Annotated in this window: 18 protein-coding genes; 3 read left to right on the top strand and 15 right to left on the bottom strand. The window is 34.9% G+C overall.

The annotated features are described in order from the left end of the window. Positions 1–164: 164 nt before the first annotated feature. From NQ163_RS15410 to NQ163_RS15450, 9 genes are all read right to left on the bottom strand, one after another. A complete protein-coding gene (locus tag NQ163_RS15410; RefSeq protein ID WP_268191213.1) occupies positions 165–1211 on the bottom strand; it encodes a hypothetical protein in 1047 nt (348 codons plus the stop codon). Then, positions 1212–2534 (bottom strand): hypothetical protein, encoded by a 1323-nt coding sequence (locus tag NQ163_RS15415; protein WP_268191214.1) that lies wholly within the window; start codon positions 2532–2534, stop codon positions 1212–1214. A 256-nt stretch (positions 2535–2790) separates the two neighbouring features. After that, positions 2791–3417 carry a recombinase family protein gene (locus tag NQ163_RS15420; protein ID WP_268191215.1) on the bottom strand — a complete coding sequence of 209 codons (627 nt, stop codon included), beginning with the start codon at positions 3415–3417 and terminating at the stop codon, positions 2791–2793. Between the two features lie 113 nt (positions 3418–3530). Further along, positions 3531–3731: a helix-turn-helix domain-containing protein gene (locus NQ163_RS15425; RefSeq protein ID WP_268191216.1), complete on the bottom strand. Its 201-nt coding sequence runs from the start codon at positions 3729–3731 to the stop codon at positions 3531–3533. Positions 3732–3855: 124 nt separating this feature from the next. Then, positions 3856–4059, bottom strand: coding sequence for a hypothetical protein (locus tag NQ163_RS15430; RefSeq protein ID WP_268191217.1), 204 nt, complete (start codon positions 4057–4059; stop codon positions 3856–3858). Beyond that, entirely contained in the window at positions 4040–5491 is a 1452-nt protein-coding gene (locus NQ163_RS15435) for a hypothetical protein (RefSeq protein WP_268191219.1), read from the bottom strand. The genes NQ163_RS15430 and NQ163_RS15435 overlap by 20 nt, the downstream gene beginning before the upstream one ends. Positions 5492–5645: 154 nt before the next feature. Further along, a complete protein-coding gene (locus NQ163_RS15440; RefSeq protein WP_268191220.1) occupies positions 5646–5891 on the bottom strand; it encodes a hypothetical protein in 246 nt (81 codons plus the stop codon). 2 nt (positions 5892–5893) lie between these two features. Further along, positions 5894–6151: a hypothetical protein gene (locus tag NQ163_RS15445; RefSeq protein WP_268191221.1), complete on the bottom strand. Its 258-nt coding sequence runs from the start codon at positions 6149–6151 to the stop codon at positions 5894–5896. A 2-nt stretch (positions 6152–6153) separates the two neighbouring features. Further along, positions 6154–6357, bottom strand: coding sequence for a hypothetical protein (locus NQ163_RS15450; protein ID WP_268191222.1), 204 nt, complete (start codon positions 6355–6357; stop codon positions 6154–6156). Positions 6358–6479: 122 nt separating this feature from the next. On the opposite strand from NQ163_RS15450, the gene NQ163_RS15455 reads away from it, so the two are divergent. From NQ163_RS15455 to NQ163_RS15465, 3 genes are all read left to right on the top strand, one after another. Beyond that, entirely contained in the window at positions 6480–7139 is a 660-nt protein-coding gene (locus tag NQ163_RS15455) for a S24 family peptidase (RefSeq protein ID WP_268191223.1), read from the top strand. A gap of 308 nt (positions 7140–7447) precedes the next feature. Next, positions 7448–8806, top strand: coding sequence for an AAA family ATPase (locus NQ163_RS15460; protein ID WP_268191224.1), 1359 nt, complete (start codon positions 7448–7450; stop codon positions 8804–8806). Continuing rightward, positions 8784–9509, top strand: a complete 726-nt coding sequence (locus tag NQ163_RS15465; RefSeq protein ID WP_268191225.1) for an RloB family protein — start codon at positions 8784–8786, stop codon at positions 9507–9509. The genes NQ163_RS15460 and NQ163_RS15465 overlap by 23 nt, the downstream gene beginning before the upstream one ends. Positions 9510–10259: 750 nt before the next feature. Here the strand turns inward: NQ163_RS15465 and NQ163_RS15470 are convergent. From NQ163_RS15470 to NQ163_RS15495, 6 genes are all read right to left on the bottom strand, one after another. Next, positions 10260–13184, bottom strand: coding sequence for a GH92 family glycosyl hydrolase (locus tag NQ163_RS15470; RefSeq protein ID WP_268191226.1), 2925 nt, complete (start codon positions 13182–13184; stop codon positions 10260–10262). 165 nt (positions 13185–13349) lie between these two features. Further along, positions 13350–15371 (bottom strand): basic secretory protein-like protein, encoded by a 2022-nt coding sequence (locus NQ163_RS15475; RefSeq protein ID WP_268191227.1) that lies wholly within the window; start codon positions 15369–15371, stop codon positions 13350–13352. Between the two features lie 50 nt (positions 15372–15421). Then, positions 15422–16867 (bottom strand): basic secretory protein-like protein, encoded by a 1446-nt coding sequence (locus NQ163_RS15480; protein ID WP_268191228.1) that lies wholly within the window; start codon positions 16865–16867, stop codon positions 15422–15424. A gap of 97 nt (positions 16868–16964) precedes the next feature. Next, complete coding sequence (locus tag NQ163_RS15485) at positions 16965–19304, bottom strand: GH92 family glycosyl hydrolase (RefSeq protein WP_268191229.1); 2340 nt, start codon at positions 19302–19304, stop codon at positions 16965–16967. 63 nt (positions 19305–19367) lie between these two features. Next, a complete protein-coding gene (locus NQ163_RS15490) occupies positions 19368–21689 on the bottom strand; it encodes a GH92 family glycosyl hydrolase (protein WP_268191230.1) in 2322 nt (773 codons plus the stop codon). 91 nt (positions 21690–21780) lie between these two features. Further along, positions 21781–23313: a RagB/SusD family nutrient uptake outer membrane protein gene (locus NQ163_RS15495; RefSeq protein ID WP_268191231.1), complete on the bottom strand. Its 1533-nt coding sequence runs from the start codon at positions 23311–23313 to the stop codon at positions 21781–21783. Positions 23314–23324: the final 11 nt, after the last annotated feature.

A 23324-nucleotide genomic window follows, 5' to 3' on the forward strand; every position in this document is an offset into this window, starting at 1 on the left:
TTCAACAACATCTTCTAAGTCGTGAAATTCCTGGTATTTTCCATTGCTTAATGTAAGCACCTTGAATTTAAACCCATATTTTTCCCAAGGGTATTTCTCTGCCTTACTTGTTAAAAATGAAGCTAGCAAAAAGGCAACAACTAGAATTTTGGTTATCTTCATGATTATTTAATTTTTAGATTAATTTTCTGATTTTGATATTTATGTTTTTCTTCTTTTAAAGAAACCAACCAGTTCAAATACATTTCTGTTGGCATTTTTCGATACCCTAGTTGATGTATTTGAACGTAAAGCTTTTGGATTTCTTCAAATTCCTTTTGTTTTTGTTCTTTTGTTTTTCCATTATCCTGCTTCCATAGGTTCATCTTTGTTTCAGCTTTGAATAATAATGCATTAATATTATTCGGATGATATTTCAAAACTCTATTACATACTTTCAGAATAAAACTACCATCTTTAGTTCCAAACTTTTTTTGGTATCCCATTGCTAAATCAAGCATACATGTCCCTATTGATTGCTTTGCATTTAATGTATCCATGTATATTCCTTTCTGGATTGCACTAAGATGAATATAGCCAGATGCCATTAACCAGGAATCAATCGGAAACATTCCGCTTGTTAATTCAGTATTGTACCAGCCAAAAGCTTTACTGTGTTGCTTAATGTAAATATGATTTGGGGCGTATGCCAAATATGCATTGCCACCTAACTCTTCTACAAGTATTTTATATAAATATGGCAACGAGTGACAGTTTCCTTTATAAGTTGTCAGAAGTTTCGAGACAAACATTTTTGTCCAATCTTTTTCTCCCGTAATATCTTCGAAATCATAAGTCAAAGGCAAATTGTAAATTATTTTTCCCTTTTCAACTTCAATAGGAATCGTGTCTTTCATCACGCTAAAAACTGCAGCATAAACAGAAACTTCCTCCTTGTCCGATTCGTTGTATTTCAAATCACGTGCATTTATTAGCCCTTCACAAAGATGTTTGTAGTAATTAATAGCCTCACAAAACTTTTTATATGAAAGCTTACCTTCATAGAATGAGTTTTCGACCATATAGACAGCATTCTTAAAGTCTATCGGTGTTCTATCTTCAATCATCCCTTCAAGAACTGTTAGTGTTGAATCATATAGCGTTTCCGCTGATTGACTTTTTACCGAAATACTAACAAATATTATCGATATTAAAAGTAATGCCTTTTTCATTTATCTGGTAATCTGGTGAATTATACTTTTCTGATTTTCAGGTTTTATTTTTGCCTCTTTAATTTTATTTAACCATTTTTGATAGTGTTCTTCAGGCATAAATTCATAACCTAAAGCATCTATTTGTCCATATATTTGATGCATTTTATCAAATTCCACTTTTGCTTTGGGATCTTTAACAAACTCTTTTACAGTTGGCTTCCCTTTTTGTTTGGCAATGTACATCATCGTTTGGGTTTGCCAATTAGATTCCAACATTAAAGCATTCAATTGATTTGGATAATATTCTCTTACTAAATCGGAGCATTTTTTTACAAATGGATCGTATCCGTATTTTTTTGTATAACCACTTGCTAAAGTATTTATCAATGTAGCTACGGTTTCATGCATACTTAATGTGTCCATATAAATTCCACTTCTAATGGCTTCGGTTTTCACGTAACCACTTTCAAGAATTGCAGCATCAGTAACAATTGCTCCACAAGTAAGTTCTGCATTTAACCAATTACCTTTTGGAGATTTAAATCTAATAAACGAATGGTTTGGAGAATAAGCCAGGTAAGATTCTGTTTTCAACTCTTGGGCTAGTATTAAATAAAATAGTGGCATGGAGTTGCATTGTCCTGAATTGGTTGCCATAAGTTTTGATACAAACATATTGCTCCAATTTTCATTACCCATGTAATCTTTGAAATCGTATTTAATTGGGTAATGGATAAGTGTTTTTTCCTGTCCTGCTAATTGAACCTGAACAGTATCGGACATGTAATTAAAAATACTTAGGTTTTTCGCAAAATTATCATTGGTGTTCATTTTATTTTCAGTCATTGACAATTGACAAATATCAACTGCCTGCTGAATTGAACTTTCAAATTGTTTGAAATCCAATTTATTCTCAAAATAAGCGTTCTCAACGATAAAAACCGCTTTTTTCAAATTAAGTGGAGTTTCTCCACTCAGCATCTTTTTCAAATCATTCAATGCCGATTGAAAATATTCTGTTCCTCTCAAGGGACTTAAATCTGGTAATTTGTAGTTAATCGAATTTTGAGTTAAGTCTGTATAAATATCCTGCAATTGATAATATGAATTTCTTTTTTGATTTGATTCTAACTGTCGAATTATATTTTGATTCTGCTTTTGAATTTCTGAAATATTGAAGTGCGGATCTAATTTCAATTTGATTTTTGATTGATTAGGAATATCTCCTATCTGTACTTTATTAAAGGTTGCTACCTTGGGCAATTCAACCACACTCGATTGTCCATATGTATTAATTACCAAACCAATTATAAAAATTGAAAGTATAAAAGAAGTGTTCATTATACGTTTAATAACAGAGCAAAACAGTTTATTATACACAGTACTCATACTTATTGCATTCAGCTTACTTTTAGCAATCATTTTCTTCTTTATTGCAAAAATTACCTCTAGGAGTATTTTTATTTAATTCTTAATACATTAACTACAACAATCCCTTAAATTACAAATTGAATTGAGACGCTGATTGAGAATCATAAAAAAAATTAATCCATGATCTCAGTTTAGAATCTATTTAGATAAAGTATCTAAGCAATAACTAATCTTTTCTATTTAATAAATCAAAGAATTCTTTCCTGACCCTTTTTACCGTACTTCTGCTTTTTCCTGTTGCTGTTGCAGTATCATTAATACTCATGTTATTTCTTATACAAATGGTGACCATTGGGTATTTATCAATCAAAGAAATACTATCCTTATTTTTTGAACCTTTGGGTCTACCTTTATAAGCTCCTCTCTGTTTTGCCTGGATAATTCCTTCTTTTTGTCTTTCCTTGGTTCGTTCAATTTCAATTTGTGCTAATGTTGACATGATATTCGAAATCAATTCAAATGTTGGATTTGGTTTTCCATCAACAAAACTTTTCAATCCATAGCGATGAACCGTAACACAAATTTTGTGATCTTTCATCAGCTGAAGTGTTGCCATGATATCAAGAGTATTTCTTCCCAGGCGGTCAACATCCAAAACAATCAATTCTGAAATCGATTTTTCATTCACCGATCCAATGATCTTTTTTCCTTCTGGTCTTTCTGCAAAAGGAATTTTTCCAGAAATTTTATCAATAAGCATTTCGCCTGGATAATCTTTCAAAGCTTCAACTTGTCGGGCTTCGTTTTGTTCAGAGGTAGAAATTCGAGCGTATTTAAAAATTTTCTTTTCCATGTTGAAAAATTCTTCTTTTCGGGTTCATTTTTAGAGTGGGTTCAGAATAATAGGTTTTGAAGGGGAAATCATTAAAATTTCCCTCTCTTTTTGGGTTCGGTTTGAAGTACACCCTATTTTGAACCTGAACCCCATTTTTTTAATCCTGATATTTGTTCGTGAATGTATCTTACTTGATTTTCCAACAGCAGGGATTTTCCTGTAATCGCTTTTCTAAATTCTGGATCGAGTAATTTCATTCTTCTATAAAGTGTCGCATAGGAAATATCCAGTTCCGCTGCGAGTTCTTTTCTGTTCATTGTTCTGTATTCCATGGTCAAGTTGATTTTGGGGGTTCTTTACAAATTGGGCAATGATTGTCCATTCTTAAATCATAGGTAGCATTACATATTGGGCATTTCTCCCAAACTTCATGATTCGATATTCTAAGTTTTACTTTCATTCTTCTAGTTCTATAAATTTATCATTAAGGGTATTCCCCGATTTTATCTTTTGTTCCTTCCACAGCTCCCTAAGAGCCTGATCTCTCTGTTCAGCCAATTCACTTTTCAGCTCCAGGTAGGTTACATGGTCTGGACTTTTGTTTGCAACTTTTTTCCTTTCAATGATCCGTTTCAGTGTTTCAAGTACAATCTGTTTCATATTCATGCTGGTTGGTTAATGATTCTGTTTTCTTTTCAAATTCTTTGAGGAAGAATCGAGCTGCAACTCCATGGAAATATCTTTTCTTTCCTCCTATGTCGACTATGATGGATGTCTTTCGACCTGGCACTCCTTTTTTCTTTTTTCTATTTGGGTTTGTGGTTCTAACCATATTGAATTCTGTTCCCAAATCTTTAATCAGGTTTAGGATCTCTTTTTGCTTTGCTGTTTGCCTGGTCTTTTTCTTTTCTGATACTTTCAGGTTGTAAGCCTTATCTCTGCACTTTCTTTGATCATTGCAATACTTTGATCCTTTTTTCTGATGGGTAATATCCTTCCCACAGGTCAAACAATATCTTTTCTCTTTTTTCACCTCCCTCTGGTCAGTGGAATCCGCACATACAATACGTTGTGTATCCGTTCCCATTTTTTGTGCGTTATCGATTTTATTCCAGTTTTTCAGGCTTTCAAAAGTGGTGTATTCGTAACCTTTTTTACTGCGTAAAAAGTATGTTAGCTCCAATGAAATCAAGTCTTTCAGGATGTTTTTAATGTTCCGTTTTGCATACTGGTTAATTAGCTTTTCAAGAAGTAACTTATTACGATGTCTTTCTTTTCGGCTACGTTCATCTTTAATCCACCAATCAGGATTCCTTAAGTCTTTAAACTTGCTTTTATATTTGGCTGGAAGACGGCGTGTAGTTTTAATCTGATCCCATTCAAAGAATATGGTTTCATCAATGGCCTTAAGGAACTTGTCCGAAATTAATCGACTTAGTTTTGTTTCATCCAGTAAATCAGCCAAAGTGTAAATACCGTAATTTTCAACGGCTCTCATTCGTGTGAACTTTGTTTCAACTCTTAACAGTTCTGATTGAACTTTAGATTGTTCGGCCTTATCGTAGAACTTGTAAGTTGCATTGGTAGTTTTATAGGCATAACCATAACCTGTTTTTCCGTTCAACTCCATTTCAGAACGTTCAGCACCACGACAATACAAAACACTTTCCAGGAAAGTTTTTGTTTCAATTTTTGAAACTGAGGTATCCAGGTTCAAACCAATCTCGAAGCTCTTTAGTCTTGCATTTTCGGGATTAACACCAAATACCGAAAGCTGGCCAACTGCTTCTTGAAAATCTTCGTAAGTAAATCGGTTGATATTGTGATCTCCATCATTAAAGAACTTATGAATGGAACCTTTTATTTTGGCTTTTCCTTTTGGTTCGATAATAAAGTCAAGTCCTTTGTGGTGAGCTTTTCTACTTCCCAATTCCATTCCTGATCCAACAACGGTCAACACAGAAAATTCAAGCTCTGGTAATCTTTCCCAAAGGTGAAAATCAAAGTCAATAAGTTCTATGCTAATACCGTCAATCAATGGTGGAAGAGGTCTTAAAAGTAGTGAGTTAATTATCGGAAAAACCATGTGCATGCGTACCCTGTTTACATGCGTTTTCGTTTGCCCAGGTGAGCAATTTTCGAAAAAAACAGGCTTGAGAAAACCTGTGTATTCGTACCCTTTTTAATTGCGTACTTTATTCTGAATCCATGGTATTCATAGGGAATTCAGTAAAGCAAAAAGGAAATTAATAATTCCTTTTTGCTTTGAATGTTTCTTGTATCGATTCGCAAGTATTACAAATAAGAGCACTGCTTCTAAAGATGTGAAGCATGAGAGAAACATGTCTGGTTGTAATTTCATTCTTAAATTGAAAAACTCTTGGCACTCCTTTCTCGCACTTTATTATTTGATTTCGGTTCGTATCTATAATGGCATGGATATTCTCTTTAATCTCAGATACCCAAACACCTTGTCTTGTTGTAGCTCTCATATTTAGGCACTTTTAAGATTTAATTTGACTCGTTGATATTCTTCCATGAAATTATCAATGTCCGTTCTCTTGTAAACAATGTTCTTTCCTGTTTTATAAGATTTCAAAAAGATCATTTTATTGCTTTGGGAGTGAATTCTAACACCTTCTCTCCAGCTTTGAAAAGTATCTTTTGAACCAAAACCCAAATAAGCAATTGCTTCTTGCAGATTGAGCCATTTCTTTTGATTTAAATCACAAACTATTTCTGGTTTCTTCATTTTTATTCCTCTCTTTTTACTTCTATTCCATTATCAAGTGTAGTGGTTGCAAAAATTTTCCCCGACTTCTTTTTGAGTCTGTATGCTACCTGTCGAATATTAAAAATCTCTCTTGTCCCAACTGTAAATTGGTGTAGATCTCCAATTGAAAATTGGTCAAGTGTGGCCACCCAATCAACTTTTGTTCGAATTATTTCCTTTTCCATCCTGTATTTCGAATTTTGTTGTTACATTTGTTATAATCTCTCGCACAAATATACGTATGTTTGTTCGATTAAAACAAGTAAAAATCGAAACATTTTTCGATTAAAAATATAACCTTTTCGATATGAGTAATATATCCGAACGAATAAAAGAACTTGTCTCGTACTTCTGTGATGGTAACAATTCGAAGTTTGCTGTTAAAGTTGGAACAAGTGAAGCAAATATTAGAAATTACATTGCTGGGAGACAGCCTAAATTCGAAGTTTTGTCTTCAATTGCAAATCACTTCGAAATTAATTACGAATGGCTATTAACTGGTAAAGGCGATATGCTTCAAGCTGATTTATCTATCGATTCCGATGAAATTCAACCATATGAAACACATGCTCTAACCATTCCTTTATATAACTCAGAGGCCTCTGCTGGAATTGGACAATTGCAACTAAGTAATGAGTATGTTATCGATAGTCTATCAGTTCCTTTTGCTCGCGAAGATGATATTGCATTGACTATTGTAGGAGATTCAATGACGCCAGCCATGCAAAGCGGAGATATTGCAGTTGTGCGCAACATGCCTAACTGGAGAGATTACCTTGATTATGGAAACATCTTTGTTGTTGTTACAGAAAATGAGGTGTACTGTAAGGTTATTGCAAAAAATGAAGACAAAGACATCTTCACTTTAAAAAGCTATAATGCCAACTATAGCGAATTCGAAATACCTAAGAAGTTTATTAGACAGGTATATAAAGTTATTGGGATTGTTTCACAGAGGAGTTATTAAGTAGTTTCTAATTCCTCTTAAATATTGTAATGACCAACAATATATTAATACTTTTGGATAATAAGGAATACTAAGAGAGTCCTGAAATAGAGTTACACAACAAGTAAAGCTATTTCAGGACTAGACAAGCTTTTTTAAGAAAAGGTGATGGCTTCAATAGCACCCCCGTCTCTCTTTAATTGAAACAACAAAAAAACATTGCCATAAGAGAAATAATCTCTTTAATAAGTTGATTTTTATTGTTTTTTTGCGTAATTTCCAATCAACTAACGAAAATATCTCATATATTTGCCCAAAATTAATCAAACATGTTAATACGATTTGTAACATCCAATTTTCTATCATTCGACTCCGAAGTAGAGTTCAATATGATAGCGGGCTCCTTAAAAACTCACAAACATCACGTTTATAACCTTGGAAAATTAGATATTCTTAAGGGAAGTGCACTATACGGAGCTAATGGTGCAGGTAAGTCCAATTTGATTAGAGCCATTGATCTTTTTCAAGATTTGGTAATGAGTGGAATTGTTCCAAAAAACATTGAAGACAAGAAGTTCAAACTTGAAAATGAAAATAATGATAAACCTATATTCTTTGAAATAGAATTTCAAGCTAAGAAAAAAATATTTTCTTATGGTATAAACATTAATAATAATTTAGTAACTGAGGAATATTTGTATGAATCAGGTATAAATAAAGAGGATAAGTTGATTTTTGAAAGAACTCTATCAAGAAGTAAAAAACCAACGATCAAAATGGCTCCGAAATATCTAAAAACACAAAAAGCAAAATTGCTAATTGAGCTTTTAGAAGACAACCTTTTAAAAAATAATGAACTATTATTAAGTAAACATGATAGTCTTAAAATTAAGGATATAACAGATGCCATAAATTGGATAAAAGATAAACTGTTAGTTATATATCCTCACAGTAAGTTCACTGGTTTGGTTCAAATGTTATCAACCTCTAATAGATTTAAAGGTTTTGCAAATGATTTGCTTGAAACCTTTGATACTGGAATTTCTGAATTAAGTACTGAAGATACTGATATTGACAAATATTTTGGTGAGGATGACGAAAAATTAAAAAAAGAAATCATTTCAGATTTAGATGAAGATTCACACATTGTACTTCCATCTGATTCAGGAGCAGTTATTGTTACAAAAGAAGATGAAAAATATCTTGTAAAGAAAGTTATTTCATACCATAAAAATTCTTTTGGGGAAAATGTCAAGTTTGATCTAGAAGAAGAATCAGATGGTACTCAAAGGTTATTAGATTTCATCCCTGCTTTTGATTTAATTTTAAAAAATAAAGTAACCGTTCTTATTGATGAAATTGACCACAGCTTGCATCCCGCGTTGCTAAAAACATTGATTCAAAAGATAATGGTCGACGAAAGAATGATTGGACAGATTATTTTTACCACTCACGAATCAAATTTACTTGATTTTAAAATATTCAGGCAAGATGAAATTTGGTTTGTTGAAAAAGACAAACAGAGCGGATCTTCTTCATTATATTCCCTAAGTGATTTTAAACCTAGATATGATCTTGATATAAGAAAAGGCTATTTAAAAGGCAGATTTGGAGCAATTCCATTTTTAGCCAACCTCATTGAATTAAATTGGAATGATGACTACGATGAGAAAGAAGAGAGGATATAAAAGAGAACCAGAATTAGCTCTACTCCGCGATTATAAGTTATTTGCAATCGCATGTGAAGGAGGAAAAAGAGAGCCTGAATATTTTAAAACATTTAGATATATCTCACCTCGTGTTGCTGTAGATATTATTGAAGATATTGTAAGTGATTCTGAAATGACAGTTGTCCATGATAATAAGTCTGCTCCTAAGTGGGTTTTAGATAGAGCCGTTAAGTACATTGACAAAGAAGGATTATCAAAAGAAGATGAATTATGGTTTGTCATGGATAAAGACCGCTGGAGTGAAAGTCAACTTAGAGAAATAGCAATGTATTGCGAAGAATATCCTAACTGGCACATTGTAATAAGCAATCCTTGCTTTGAAGTTTGGCTTTATTTTCATAAGAATAAGGAAAAGCCAAACCCCACCATATCGTCTTGCAATAATTTCAAAAATGCTTTGTCGACTTTTACACCAGGAGGATATCATCCTCTTAAATATATACCAGATTTTATGCAAGCGATTGATAATGCAAGAGAAAATGATACATCTGAAGAATTCTTTATTCCTAATTTAAAAGAAACTAAAGTATATGAACTGGGTCAAGTTTTAATTGAATTTATTGGAGTAAGCGCTTTTAATATTTTTATTGAAAACAAATTACCTAAGATGATTGCTGCGGAATTGAAAAAATGGAAAACAAAACAAAAGAAAACCCATTGACAAAACATGCAAAACCAATAATTCAATTAAATCTGATTAACTGACATTTACATAAGACAAGCGCAGAATTGGAAAGCGAATTTATATAAGAACTCAAATAATTTATTGCATAAAATTATTTGAGTTCTTTTTTATCAATGAGTGAGATGGTAAATTAGTATTTCGAATAAAAACAACAAACAAAACTTGCAAAAAGATTGCAAACCTAATCACACCCTTATTCATAACGTTTGATTTTCTGACACTTTGCAAATAAAAGATTACGTCTGGGGGGCGTGGGGTCGGAAGTTCGAATCTTCTCGCCCCGACTAGTAAACAAAGAGCTTTCAAGAATGAGAGCTCTTTCTCATTACTCTTAGTTTAAATATAATTTAAACCTTATTTGCTTAAATTATCTTTTAAAACAAAAAAACTGCTCCTTTTATTGAAGCAGTTTAAAGCAATTAATACATAAAACCACTTGCATCAAAGACACCATTTGGTATTGGTACAAAGAGTTTTCCTCAGCCTCAACTGTTCCAAAGAAAGTGTAAATGTGCTTTGCTCCCGGATCCACTGAAAGTGTAACCTCTGCAGATTGACCAGAATGACCACATGGAAGAACTATTAGAAAGACACAATATTAAATCCACAAGCCAGATTCCAGGCTGTATAAAAAAAGGGTTAGACCATATGCCTAACCCTTATTATTTCATTTACACCCCTTGTGGGATAATGTCCTTATTGGAATAATCAACTAAATAATAGCAACTAATTTGCCAAGTGTTTATAAAATTCCTTTGGGATTGTTTGACGAGCAATGCCAGGGCCTTCCCACTCAACCACCAAATCAATATGATCCGAACATTGATAGAAACCCATTTGTATTTGATGCAATCCCTTCTTCAATTGTAATTGTGCCTGTTGACCAAAAGTAACTGTTTTTCGTCCATCACTTTCAAACAGTTCCTCACCATTAATGCTCAACTTACATCCATCGTTCGACGACATATAAAAAGTATACTCTCCCGATTTTGGGATGTCGATCAGGCCTTTAAAATCGAGTCCTATCCATTCTTTTCTCGAGCAAACATCCAAAGTGGGAACTGAAACAACTCCTGTTTTCACAGGCTCATCCAATTCATAATCGTAAACAGAACGGTAAATTCCTTCGAAATAAGAGTATTGTAACCCTTTTTCGATCTTCTTTGCATGATAGTTTCCCGAGTTTTGCTTTGTTAATCCTCGCTTTACCACAATTCCGGGTTCACAGCCTTCTTTGTAGGTTCTGAAACTCAAATTTGAACTTTTACCGATTTTAAATGCTTTCTTAAATTGTTGACTTTGTTTATTAGGTTCTGATCCATCGAGGGTATAGTAGATTTCAGCTTCAGGATCATTACATCTTATATCTACCAAAAATTTTTCAATAAACACATCTGATGATTCTGTCAGGTAAGCAATTGGTGCAGCCTTAAACTCAACATTCAAATCAATATTTGTGCCCCAAGCTTTATTCGGTGTATCCCCCATTTCCAATACCAAACTTCCTCCTTTTAGAATATCTGCATGTGATAAAGAACTTAAATTCAAATCTTTTCCATTCAGTATCGCTGATTGTATATATTTATTTTCATTACTGTTATGATTTGCAATAAGTGTAAAAGTTTTTCCATTGTCCAAATGGATTTTCACTTTAGAAAATATCGGTGAACCAATGGCATATACAGATTTACCCGGACAATCGGAATAAAAGCCCATTGCACTTAATACATACCATGCCGACATTTGACCACAATCTTCGTTTCCACACAAGCCATCAGGTGTATCCTGGTATTGTGTAGCCATTATTTCACGAACCATTGCTTGCGTTTTCCAAGCAGCTTCTGCATAGTTGTATAAATATGCCATATGATGACTTGGTTCATTTCCGTGAGCATACTGACCAATTAGACCACTTACATCCGTATCATCACCAAGTTCGTGCTCCATTTCAGTTGCAAATAATTTATCAAGCCAATGTTCCAGCTCTTTTTTATCTCCCAACAAACTGATTACCCCTGGAATATCATGCGGAACAAACAGGCTATATTGAAAGGAGTTTCCTTCAGTATAATTGTATCCAACTGCTGTAGGATCAAAATTGGGAACCCATTTGTGCCCATCGGTTTTCCCACGCATAAACCCAACTTCAGGATCATAAATGTTACGATAGTTAGAGGCCCTGTTCATATAATAAGAATATCTGTCGGCCTTGCCTAAGGCTTTTGCCACTTGTGCTATACACCAGTCGTTATAGGCATATTCCAATGTTTTGGATACGGCCTGACTGCTTTTATTGGAAGGTACATATCCTAAGGTTCGATAGGCTTTTAAGCCTCTTTTATCGAGCATCGCAGTTCGCTCCATTTCGGTGAAAGCATCCTCCAAACTAAAATTTGTAATTCCTTTTGCATGTGCATCTGCAATTAACGAAACAGCATGATAACCAATCATACAACGAGTATCGTTCGAAGCCAACTCCCACATTGGATATTCTCCAAACTCCTTACTCTTTTGAACCAAACATTGTGCAAATTCACCAGATCTATCTGGCTCAATAATGGTTAACAATGGATGTAATGCTCTAAAAGTATCCCACAAAGAGAAAACAGTATAGTTGGTAAAACCTTTGGCCGTATGCACTTTTCCGTCCATTCCTCTGTACTTTCCATCTACGTCTTGCGAAATATTTGGGCTTAGTAAAGAGTGGTACAAAGCTGTGTAAAAAATGCGTTTTTCCTGCACACTTCCACCTTCAACCTCTATTTTGCCCAAGCTTTTTTTCCAAATCGCTTTCGCTGATTTTCTTGCCTTATCGAAGTTTACTTCTTCCGATTCTTTCTCCAGATTTTTAAGTGCACCCTCTGCACTTACATTCGATAAAGCAACCTTCAGCTCAATAGCCTCTCCTTTTTCTACATCGAAAAATACCAAAGACTGCAATTGAGTTCCTTTGATTTGCTCAGCACTTTCCTTTTTTTGCTTTGCGTTAAACAATTCAACGCGTTGAAAAGCCTTGGAGAATTCGATAGCAAAAAACAGTTGCTGATCACCTGCCCAATATTTAGATCTTCTTTTTCCAACAATTCGCTTTTCGCCTATGAGTTTTATTTCAGAATCAATAACAGGATCACGATGAATTAAATCGAGCAATATTTTTCCTTCTCCTTCCTCATCAAAAGTGTATTTATGGTATCCAACTCTGTTCCCTGCAGTCAACTCAACTTTTACCTTGTAATCATCCAAATAAACAGAATAATAGCCAGGTTCCGCACTCTCCGAGTCATGAGAAAAACGTGAACGGTAGCCTGCATCCGGATTTTTACTTGTTCCTGAATTCAAATTGACCTTACCTGTTATAGGTAATAATAGAACATCTCCATAATCGGAAACCCCTGTTCCTGATAGGTGAGTGTGGCTAAATCCGATAATAGAAGAATCGGAATAATGATAACCACCGCAACCATCCCAAGATTCGTCGTTTCGAGTATCAGGGCTTAGTTGCACCATTCCAAATGGAACCTGTGCACCAGGATATGTGTGACCATGAGCACCTGTTCCGATAAAAGGATCAACATACTGCGTATAATCCTTTTTTGTATCACACGAATACAAGATTATACTTAAGACTAAAATCGATATAAAATTTCTCATTATTGTGGTCCAAATTATTAATTGTAACTAAATTTTATCAAGACACCTCTTAAAGTTAAATATATATCCCTAAACATTTTTTATTAAAGTATATATAAAGAAAGGTTCCAGCGCAATATTACTGACTGGAACCTTAGGCTTGTTTAGTAGATCTTCTAATTCGAATTATTCAGCAGTACCAAATAATTCCAATTCGCCAATCATTATTCTTTTGTTATCGCCCTCTTCAATTTCGGCAGTCATTGAGATTCTATGGTAAGAGTAATACTCTGAATTGGTGAAAGTAAACTCTTTTCTTTCTTCGAAAGCTACTATTCCTGTTTCTGATACAGAGGTAATTTCAGACCAGTTTTCTCCATCATTCGAACCTTCTAATACAAAAGTATCAGGAGTAAATACATAATCAATGCCTAAAATATTAGCAGTTGCTGTAATTGCTACTTTAGTAACATTGTGTTTAGCTTCTGTTGCGAAAGTAAACCAAGTATTGTCGTTCATATTAAAAAATGCAGTTCCTGCATCATTATCAAAAGCAAAGCTTGGTAATCCCCAATCGAAAAAGTCAAAACCTTCCTCTTGCCAGGTAGCTGTAGAATTATCAGTAATATCAACAGTTTCTGAAGAAGAACCAGAATTTCCACCTTCTTTGGTTCCCATTAGCTCTAATTCTGCTAACTGAAAAATTCCCCCTTGGTCGGTATTTTCAAAATCGAATTTATAATATTTGTACTCTTTGTTATTATTAAAAGCAAAAGCTTTGGTCTGATGTCTTTCTTCAAAAGAAACATCTTCTCTAATATCTAAAACATCCCAGTTTTCGCCATCGTTACTAGCCGAAAGAGTTACTTTTTTAGGATCTCTGCCTGGAGCATCATCAGCAGATGTTAAAGTATATGATGAAACAACAGAAGAAGTTTCGCTCTCCAAACGCACCCATGTATTATCAGTAAAAATCAAAAATTTAGAAGCAATGTTATTATCAATGATATTTCCTATTTCTTCACCTGAAGGAGAATCAAACTCAGTATCTCTAATAGCTGTAAAACCTGTATCTGTAACATCAATTAGATCGGCTACAGGCTCCTGATTAGTATATTCAGGCTTCTCTCTAGCCTCTCTCATTTCTTTTAGATCTGCATCTATTTCAGAAATTTTCCCGGAAGCAATATCCGCCTGATACTCGTTCCACAATGCACTTACCGAAGCATCTGCTCCCAATACCGTTTTAATTGCTTCCTCCCACGACCATGGGTTGATATTTTTTGCAGTAGCATTAAACTTGTAAATGAACTTAGGATCTTTTGAATGCAACCAGTCAATAAAGAAAGCGGAAGTATTGTAACCATCATTCCAGTTTCCACCTGCTTTACGCTTGCTTACAGGAGTAAATCCTACAACATAGCGAACGTAATCAGCTAAACCTTCAATAAAACCATAAAAATCAGTTCCCGACTCATATCCTCCAGCTCCTTGAGGTTCATATTGATACCCATGAGTAATTTCATGAATTAATACTCCTTCGATTTCTCTAATCAATTCTTCATCGCTTAAACCTTGATTTTTCTTTTGAACCAAATAGCTTGAGCTAAAATCGATCTTGATATGTGGAGCAGATCCTCCTTTAGCCGAAATGGTTTCTGAATCTTTTACTGTATAGGTAATATTAGAAACCTGATTAACATCATTAGCTAACAAGAACAATTCGAAACATACTTTTAAACAAGCATGTTTAATAAAATCTTGCTCATTAGGTATTAACTCCTTATACAAAGCACCATTTTCGTTAATGGTTTGATTGGTAAAATGAATGGTTGGAAAAGCGAAACTATCCCATCCGGCATCATCTGTTACTGTAATAAAATCAACAACTTCCTTAATATTCTCACCATACTCATTACTAATTTTTAAGCTTGCCTTAAAAGCTCCTAATTCGGTATAGGTAACAATAGGATTTTCTTCGGTACTGGTAGCAGGAGAACCTCCCTCGAAAGTCCACTCGATATTTGTTGCATAAACCGATGAGTTGGTAAACTGTACTGCATCTCCAGGAAATACAATTTGCTTATCGGATACAAACTTGGCTTCTACATTGGCCTCAACTTTATCAAGTTGAAACGATTCTTCTTTATCGCAACTGCTTAAAATTGCTAGTAATGCAATAAAGAAAACACTTACTAATTTCCTCATAATTAAAATTGTTTAGGGTTATTTATTTTTGCAATCAAAATTGATTATTATTATTTATTCGCATTTAAATACGCTTGATACTCATCCCATAACGATTGAGTAGATTGATCAAAGATTTTATTGGTAGCTGCATCCCAAGACCAAGGAATAATAGTTTTTGCTGTTTGGTTCATTTTGTATACAAAATCAGGATCTTTTGTATGTAACCAATCGATGAAAAAAGCTGTTGTTTTGTAACCATCATTCCAATGACCACCAACTTTTCTGTACTCGTAGCTGGAATATCCTGCTTTTAATCGAACATAGTCAGCTATTCCTTCTAAAAAACCGAAAAAATCAGATCCTCCGGCATAAGCTCCTGCTCCTTTTGGTGAATACTGATAGCCATGAGCTAATTCATGATACAAAACACCTACAATCTCATCTACCAAATCCTTATTGCTCATTTCTCCTTTTTTATTTTTCAGGTACAATGAGCTAAAGAAGATATTGATATGTGGTGGATTCCCTCCTTTTGCCGATATGGTTTCTAAATCCTCAATTGAATAATCTAAAACATTTAAAACATCAATTTCATCAACACTTCTGTACAAAATCTTACAAACATTTAAACAAACAGTATTGATTAATTCTTTAGGGTTTGGAACCAATTCTGTGTACAAATCACCATTTCCTCCTAATGTTTTATTTACGAAGTTAATTTTAGGATAAGAGAATTGATTCCAGGCACCTACGCGTTTAACATTCACATAATCGTTTAAGATTATAGTGTCTTTCAGTCCCTTATTCTCGGCTATTAACTGCACAGGATATTTCCCAAAACTTTCGTATTTCACTTTTGGATTTCTTGCTGTACTTGTTTCTGGCTTTCCTCCTTTAAAATACCAATGGTAAGCATCAGCCTGCACAGACAAATTGTTAAACTCAACCAATCCTTTTGTAAAAAAGGCTCTGTTTTCTGCTTTAAACAAAGCTATTGGAGTATTATCATTACTATCCCAGGCAGCCAATAATTCAACTTCGGAAAGTTGCAAAATATCGTTTCCATTACTTTCCAATTGCAAACGATAATATTTATAGTTTTCATTTGCAGATACAGGAAAGCTTAGCTTTTGATTACGCCCAGAAAACTGTAAATCTTTTTGCCTATCAATTTCTTGCCACGTTTTCTTATCATTACTAGCTTCTAAAACGCAAATCATCGGATCACGTTCCTCAGCATCGCCTCCCGAAACCAACGAATAGGAACTTAACTTGCATTTTTTTAAAGTGGTAAATTGAATGCTGGCACTGCTATTAAATGTTAAATATTTCGAATAAATATCTCCATCAATCAACTTACTAACCTCTTCACCAACAGGAGAATCACCTCTATCAGAAATTACTTTACACTTGTAATTTGCTACATTTACAGGAGTGGTTTCCTGCAAATTACAAGACATAAGTAGTGCTGTTACACATGCTAACAGCATGTGTTTACTTGTGTTTTTTATCATGTTTATTTTATTTCGCTTACTGTTATTTTTAAGTGATTTAAAAAGGGTTTTCTATAGCCAAAAGCCAGGCTTCCGGCCATAGAAATTCACATTAAAATTATTTTGTAGTAGAATAAGGATAAGAGTCCTTTGAAATTCCGCGCTTTTTATTTGGACGACTGCTCATTTCGAATAACAACTCTCCTCCATTTACAATATCAGTATGGTTCACATAGTTTTTATCCCACTTTTTACCATTTAATTTTACCGATTTGATATAAATATTCTTCGATGAGTAATTTTTAGTTTTTATGGTAAACTGTTTGCCATTTTCCAAATTTAGAACTGCCTGATCAACCGAAGGTGCTCCAATTGCATACTGACCAGAACCAGGACAAACAGGGTAGAATCCTAAAGATGAAAAAATATACCAGGCCGACATTTGTCCACAATCATCGTTGCCACACAAACCATCAGGTTTGTTCAGGTACTTGGTTTTCATTATCTGATTGATTCGCTCTTGAGTTTTCCATGGCTTTCCTGCCCAATTGTACATGTAAGCAACATGATGACTAGGTTCGTTTCCGTGTACATATCCACCCATAATCCCCTCACGGGTAATGTCCTCGTTGTGCTCAAAATATTTGTCTGGAATATGCATGGTAAAAAGCGAATCCAAATGATTTGAAAAACGCTTCTCACCACCCATTTTGCTAACCAAACCACTAACATTCTGAGGAACATATAAGGAATAGTTCCAAGAATTTCCTTCGATAAAACCAGCTGCATGAGTATCCAAAGGATCGAATGGACTTACCCACTCTCCTGCCTTGCTTTTGGCTCGTACATAGCCTGTTTTATCATCAAATAAATTTCTCCAATTTTCCGATCGCTGTATGTATTCTTTTGCAATAGCATCTTTTCCCATTGCTTTCGCCAATTGTGCAATTGTGTAATCATCGTATGAATACTCTAGTGTGATAGATGCTCCCACTCTGTTTGTTTCGTGAGGCACATACCCATAACTTAGGTAATCACCAATACCATCGTATTTTTTATAATTTGCACTTGATAAGCAAGCCTCTAAAGCTCTTTCTTTATCAACACCTTCCAACCCATTTACCAAAGCATCGGCAATTACAGGTACTGCATGATAACCAATCATACACCAATTTTCGTTACCAAAATGGCTCCAAATAGGAAGAATTTTATGAACACTTTGATCGTAATGTGCCAACATGGAATTGATCATATCAGCCGAACGTTTTGGCTGTATCAGCGAAAGCAAAGGATGTTGTGCCCTGTAGGTATCCCACAAAGAAAAAACAGTATAGTTTGTAAAACCTTCAGCCTGATGAATGTTGTGATCTAAACCTCTGTATTTTCCATCCACATCCATGTATTCAACAGGATTGATGAATGAATGGTATAAGGAAGTATAGAAAGTAACTTTTTTCTCTTCAGACGCCGCCACTTGCACACGACTTAGTTGCTTTTGCCATTCTGCTTTGGTAGCCTTTCTAACTTTGTCAAAATCGAAATGAGGAACTTCTGCTTTCAAGTTTTTTAATGCTCCTTCAGTACTCACTGCTGACAAGGCAAATTTTACTTTTATCTTCTCATTTTCCTTAGTAGAAAAATCAAAATTCGCAGTTAATGCTTTTCCGGCCATTTCAGGAAAATTATCCGTTTCGTCGAATTTGCGCCAAAAACCATTGTACACCACTTTTTCATTATTACGACATCCGTAATTTTTAATAGGCTTAGAAAAAGTCATGGCAAAATATTGATAATTAGATCTTGCCCAACCTCTTGTTATTCGATAACCTGTTACCAAAGTATCATTTTCAACACGAATGGTAGACCACAAAACCTTGCCATCGTAATTATAAATTCCATGAGTTAAATCAAGAATAATATGAGCATTATCAGTAGCAGGAAAAGTATACTGATGAAACCCTACACGCTGCGTGGCTGTTAATTCAGCTTTCACCTTATAATCATCCAATTCAACTGTATAATATCCAGGCTCTGCCTTTTCCGTCTCTTTTCGAAATAAGGATCGATAACCCTTGCTGGTATTTTCGATTGTTCCTGGATTGTAATTTACCTTCCCAACTGTTGGCATAATTAGGAAATCACCTAAATCGGAATGTCCTGTTCCACTTAAATGTGTGTGGCTGAAACCAACGATTGATTTGTCCTGATATTGATATCCGGCACAGTAACGATAAACTTCTTTATTGTACTTTCCTTCGTGAATAAACTGTACACTATCTGTATCGGGACTCAACTGAACCATTCCGAATGGAGCACAAGCCCCTGGAAATGTGTGTCCCATTTCTTCGGTTCCAATAAATGGATCTACATACTTTGTTAAATCAGTATCCTGGGCAAATGCTCCTCTTCCAAGAACAAGAAAGAAACAGCTACTTATGGCAAAAATAATTGATCTCATAAATCTGTATTTTAGTAATTTGTTACTAATTTATAAAAATACTTTTGTCTGGCTTAAAGCCGATTACTTCTCTTCAATACCATCAGAGAATGAAGGAGGGCAAGCTGATTTTGATGATGCAAAGCCTTTATTCATAACATCACCTAAAACAAACTCTATTTTCCCTCCATCCACAATATCTGAATAACTAAACCAAGCTTTGTTCCAATCAATACCATTTATTTTTACCGATTGGATATAAATATTTTTCTCTGAAAAATTCTTAGCAATAACTTCTATTGCATTACCATTGCTCATATACATTTTGACATATGGTAAAGCTGGAGAAGTGATTATGTATTGATCGCTACCGGGACAAACAGGATAGAAACCCATAGCATTAAAAATATACCAGGCCGACATTTGTCCACAATCATCGTTTCCACATAAAGAACCAGGCGTATTACCATACTGAGTAGCAATAATCTTACGCGTTAGCTCCTGTGTTTTCCACGCCTGTCCGGCGTAAGAATACAAATGACTGATGTGATGGCTCGGTTCGTTTCCATGCCAGTAATCTCCAATTCTACCGTGAATATCATCTACTCCTATATAATCTTTACCCTCTTTATTGGCAAAAACAGCATCCAATTTCTGAGTAAACTCCTGATTTCCACCATAGCAGTTAATTAATCCCTGAACATCATGAGGAACTGTCCATGTGTACTGCCAGGTAGTACCCTCTGTAAAAGCACCCAAGTGTTTGAAAAAATGAGGATCAAAATCTGGCATCCAATTGCCTTTACTGTCTTTAGGTCGCATCCAGCCAATATTAGAATCGAAAAGATTTTTGTAAGCCCTTGCTCGTTTCGAAAATCGCTGAGCATCTTCAGTTTTACCCATTGCCTTAGCCATACGAGCAATGCAATAATCGTCGTAAGCATATTCAAGGGTTTTCGATACCGATTCATTTTCTATATCGTAAGGTACATAACCTAATTTTTCGTATTCTTTTGTTGCATCGTATTCGGGATGAGTTGCCGAGTGAACACATGCTTGATAGGCCAAATCCCAATCTACACCTTTTACTCCTTTAAAGTAAGCATCAACGATTACAGGCACAGCATGATAACCAATCATACACCAGGTTTCATTATTCCAAAAAGACCATATTGGCAACAATTTATCCGGGCTTTGTTTGTAATGCTCCAACATAGAATTAATCATATTGGCATTTCTATCGGCCTGTGTTAAGCAAAACAAGGGATGCGTTGCACGATAAGTATCCCACAAAGAAAATACGGTATAATTGTCAAATCCTTCTGCTTTATGAATATTCTGATCAAAACCTCGATAAGAACGGTCTACGTCAAAATAGGTATTGGGTGCCATAAATGAATGATATACGGCTGTATAAAAAGTTTCTTTTTGTTCTTTGCTTCCTTCTACTTCGAATTTAGCCAATTCGTTTTTCCAAAGGGCTTTTCCTTCGGATTTAATTTTTTCAAAATCCCAATGAGGAATTTCTGTATCTAAGTTTTTCATGGCATTTGCAGTACTTACTGCCGAAATACCCACTTTTACCATAATTTGTTCCGCTTCTTTTGTAAAATAATCGGCAACAAACTGAATGTCGGGGCCAGCTGACTCTACACTACTTCTAAATCGGTAGGTTTTATATGAGTCGTATTTTTCTTCCTTTTTGTTCGAAAAAATACGAGTAGCATCGAAAGGTCGGGAAAATTTAGCAGCAAAATAAACATAGCGTTCTTTCGCCCAGCCTTTTACCTGATGCATCCCAGTAATGGTATTGTCATCCTCAACTCTAACATTCGACCAAATTACCTTATGACGCAATACATGACTCAAATCCAAAACGATATGTGCACTATCTGATTTTGGAAAAGTAAAACGCATTAATCCAGCTCTATTACTAGCTGTTAATTCCGCTTTAATTTGGTAGTCATCCAACAAAACAGAGTAATAATTGGCCTCAGCAATCTCATTTTCATGAGAAAAGCTTGACAAATATCCAGGTTCTGATAAATCTTTTTTCCCTTCGTTAATGTACAATTTACCTGTTGTAGGCATAAATAAAATATCACCTAAATCAGGAATTCCTGTTCCATGCAAATGAGTCATGGAAAAACCATAAATGGTACTATCAGAATATTCGTAACCCGAGGCAGCTCCCCAGTCCCATTTTTCAGTATCCGGACTTAACTGAACCATTCCGAAAGGAACCTGAGCACCAGGGTAAGTATTTCCTTCGCCTAAAGTACCCACCAAAGGTTTTACAAATTTTGTGTAATCTCCCCCACTTTTAAGATTTCCATTTTTTTTTGCTGAGCATGCTTGTAAAAGCGAAGCTGAAAAAATGAAAACTCCTAACAATAATTTATTCATGCTTTTCTATTTTCTGTTAACTACAACCATTTAGGCAGCTAAAACCTTATTAGTTGAACTGGGCAACCAGTGCCCAGCTCAAATTTCTTAATTAATAACCGTCGTTTTGTTTCAGGTTGGTATTGATATCTCTCTGAGTTTGTGGTATTGGAAATAGAATTCTTGTAGCTTCACTAGTTGATTCTTTTTCCCAACGAGGCTGTAAATATTTTCCAAATCGAATTAAATCGGTTCTACGGTGTCCTTCGTAAGCAAACTCTCTACCACGCTCTGCCAATAACTCATCTAAAGTTAAGGTAGTTGTAGTGTATTTGTTTTCTTCGATTTTATCTCCAAATGCACGTTCTCTCACTTCATTTACCAAATCAACCGCAGTTTGATCTGCTTGTCCGTTGTTTTGACGCATAATTGCTTCTGCTTTGTTCATAAGTACCTCTGCATAACGAATTAAAACAATATCGTACTCTTGATTCCAGTTTAAACCTGCAATAGCCTCATATTTTTTACAACGTGCTCCTTCAAACAAACCTTCACTATGGAAAGTTGTTACCTCTTTAGAATAAACAAGCTGTCCACTACCCGGGTTTCCAGCTTCAATATATACAGGAGTTCCATCTGCATAAAACTGAGGACCAACTGCAAATTGTTTTTTACGAGTATCATCATCACCATAAGAATCATAAAAACCCTCTTGTGTGATAATTCCGTTCCATCCACCTGCATCTACGTGATTGCTCCAGTAACAAGTAAGTGCGTGCAAAGGTGCTGACATAGAAGATCCCCCTTTTTGGGTAAGTACCTGAATGTTTTCTTTTGATAAATTATTATCTTTTGAGAAAGCACTTAAATAGTCTGCCTCTAACTCGAAAAAATTAGAAGAAATAACAGCATCACACATTTTTATGGCATCCTCGTACTTATCGACGCCAATATAAGTTTTGGCATTTAGATACAAACGAGATAGTAAAGCTTCAACACTTTGCTGACTAAAAAATCCTTGAGCATAAGGTTCGAAAGCAGTTGGTAAACTTTCCTTAATAGCTAAAAATTCTGTTTCTATAAATTCGAATACTTCCTGTGCTGATTTTGTTTCTGGATAGTAAGGATCTCCTACTTTGGTTACAATCGGAATATTTCTCCAAAAATCGAGACCAATCATGTGCATGTATGCTCTGTAAGCTCGCAATTGTGCCTGCATCTCAGATTTAGGAATGGATACTCCCATTTCTTCAAAATCCTTTTCTTCTATCCCCTCAAGAACAGCATTGGCAAAACCAACACCTTCCCAAACCGTATTCCATGATGATTCTATTTCGCCGTGGCGAGTACCCCAGGTATGCTTGTGCAATTCAGACCAAAGAGCATTATCATAACCATGATTTTCTGATGTTTTGGTTGTCCATGCTGCCATATCAGTACCTAAAGTTCTCAACTTTAAATAGTAATAGGTATCACAGAAAAGCAAATGTGACCAAGGACGCATATAAGCACCTTCAATTTCCTCAGCTGAAGTATAAAAATTAGTAGTTAAATTACTACTGTACACTTTCTCATCTAATTCGGAACAAGAGTACTGCATTAACAATGCCAGAACTCCTACTATAAATAATGATATTTTTTTCATTCTATAATCTC

It is taken from the genome of Marinifilum sp. D737 (genome assembly GCF_026672275.1).
Taxonomy (GTDB): domain Bacteria; phylum Bacteroidota; class Bacteroidia; order Bacteroidales; family Marinifilaceae; genus Marinifilum.

What these genes read in the sequence shown, in the direction of transcription:
- NQ163_RS15415 (WP_268191214.1), bottom strand. Translation starts at nt 2,534, where the DNA reads ATGAACACTTCTTTTATACTTTCAATTTTTATAATTGGTTTGGTAATT.
- NQ163_RS15470 (WP_268191226.1), bottom strand. Translation starts at nt 13,184, where the DNA reads ATGAGAAATTTTATATCGATTTTAGTCTTAAGTATAATCTTGTATTCG.
- NQ163_RS15435 (WP_268191219.1), bottom strand. Translation starts at nt 5,491, where the DNA reads ATGCACATGGTTTTTCCGATAATTAACTCACTACTTTTAAGACCTCTT.
- NQ163_RS15430 (WP_268191217.1), bottom strand. Translation starts at nt 4,059, where the DNA reads ATGAAACAGATTGTACTTGAAACACTGAAACGGATCATTGAAAGGAAA.
- NQ163_RS15445 (WP_268191221.1), bottom strand. Translation starts at nt 6,151, where the DNA reads ATGAAGAAACCAGAAATAGTTTGTGATTTAAATCAAAAGAAATGGCTC.
- NQ163_RS15465 (WP_268191225.1), top strand. Translation starts at nt 8,784, where the DNA reads ATGAGAAAGAAGAGAGGATATAAAAGAGAACCAGAATTAGCTCTACTC.
- NQ163_RS15485 (WP_268191229.1), bottom strand. Translation starts at nt 19,304, where the DNA reads ATGAGATCAATTATTTTTGCCATAAGTAGCTGTTTCTTTCTTGTTCTT.
- NQ163_RS15455 (WP_268191223.1), top strand. Translation starts at nt 6,480, where the DNA reads ATGAGTAATATATCCGAACGAATAAAAGAACTTGTCTCGTACTTCTGT.
- NQ163_RS15420 (WP_268191215.1), bottom strand. Translation starts at nt 3,417, where the DNA reads ATGGAAAAGAAAATTTTTAAATACGCTCGAATTTCTACCTCTGAACAA.
- NQ163_RS15410 (WP_268191213.1), bottom strand. Translation starts at nt 1,211, where the DNA reads ATGAAAAAGGCATTACTTTTAATATCGATAATATTTGTTAGTATTTCG.
- NQ163_RS15450 (WP_268191222.1), bottom strand. Translation starts at nt 6,357, where the DNA reads ATGGAAAAGGAAATAATTCGAACAAAAGTTGATTGGGTGGCCACACTT.
- NQ163_RS15480 (WP_268191228.1), bottom strand. Translation starts at nt 16,867, where the DNA reads ATGATAAAAAACACAAGTAAACACATGCTGTTAGCATGTGTAACAGCA.
- NQ163_RS15490 (WP_268191230.1), bottom strand. Translation starts at nt 21,689, where the DNA reads ATGAATAAATTATTGTTAGGAGTTTTCATTTTTTCAGCTTCGCTTTTA.
- NQ163_RS15475 (WP_268191227.1), bottom strand. Translation starts at nt 15,371, where the DNA reads ATGAGGAAATTAGTAAGTGTTTTCTTTATTGCATTACTAGCAATTTTA.
- NQ163_RS15495 (WP_268191231.1), bottom strand. Translation starts at nt 23,313, where the DNA reads ATGAAAAAAATATCATTATTTATAGTAGGAGTTCTGGCATTGTTAATG.
- NQ163_RS15425 (WP_268191216.1), bottom strand. Translation starts at nt 3,731, where the DNA reads ATGGAATACAGAACAATGAACAGAAAAGAACTCGCAGCGGAACTGGAT.
- NQ163_RS15460 (WP_268191224.1), top strand. Translation starts at nt 7,448, where the DNA reads ATGTTAATACGATTTGTAACATCCAATTTTCTATCATTCGACTCCGAA.
- NQ163_RS15440 (WP_268191220.1), bottom strand. Translation starts at nt 5,891, where the DNA reads ATGAGAGCTACAACAAGACAAGGTGTTTGGGTATCTGAGATTAAAGAG.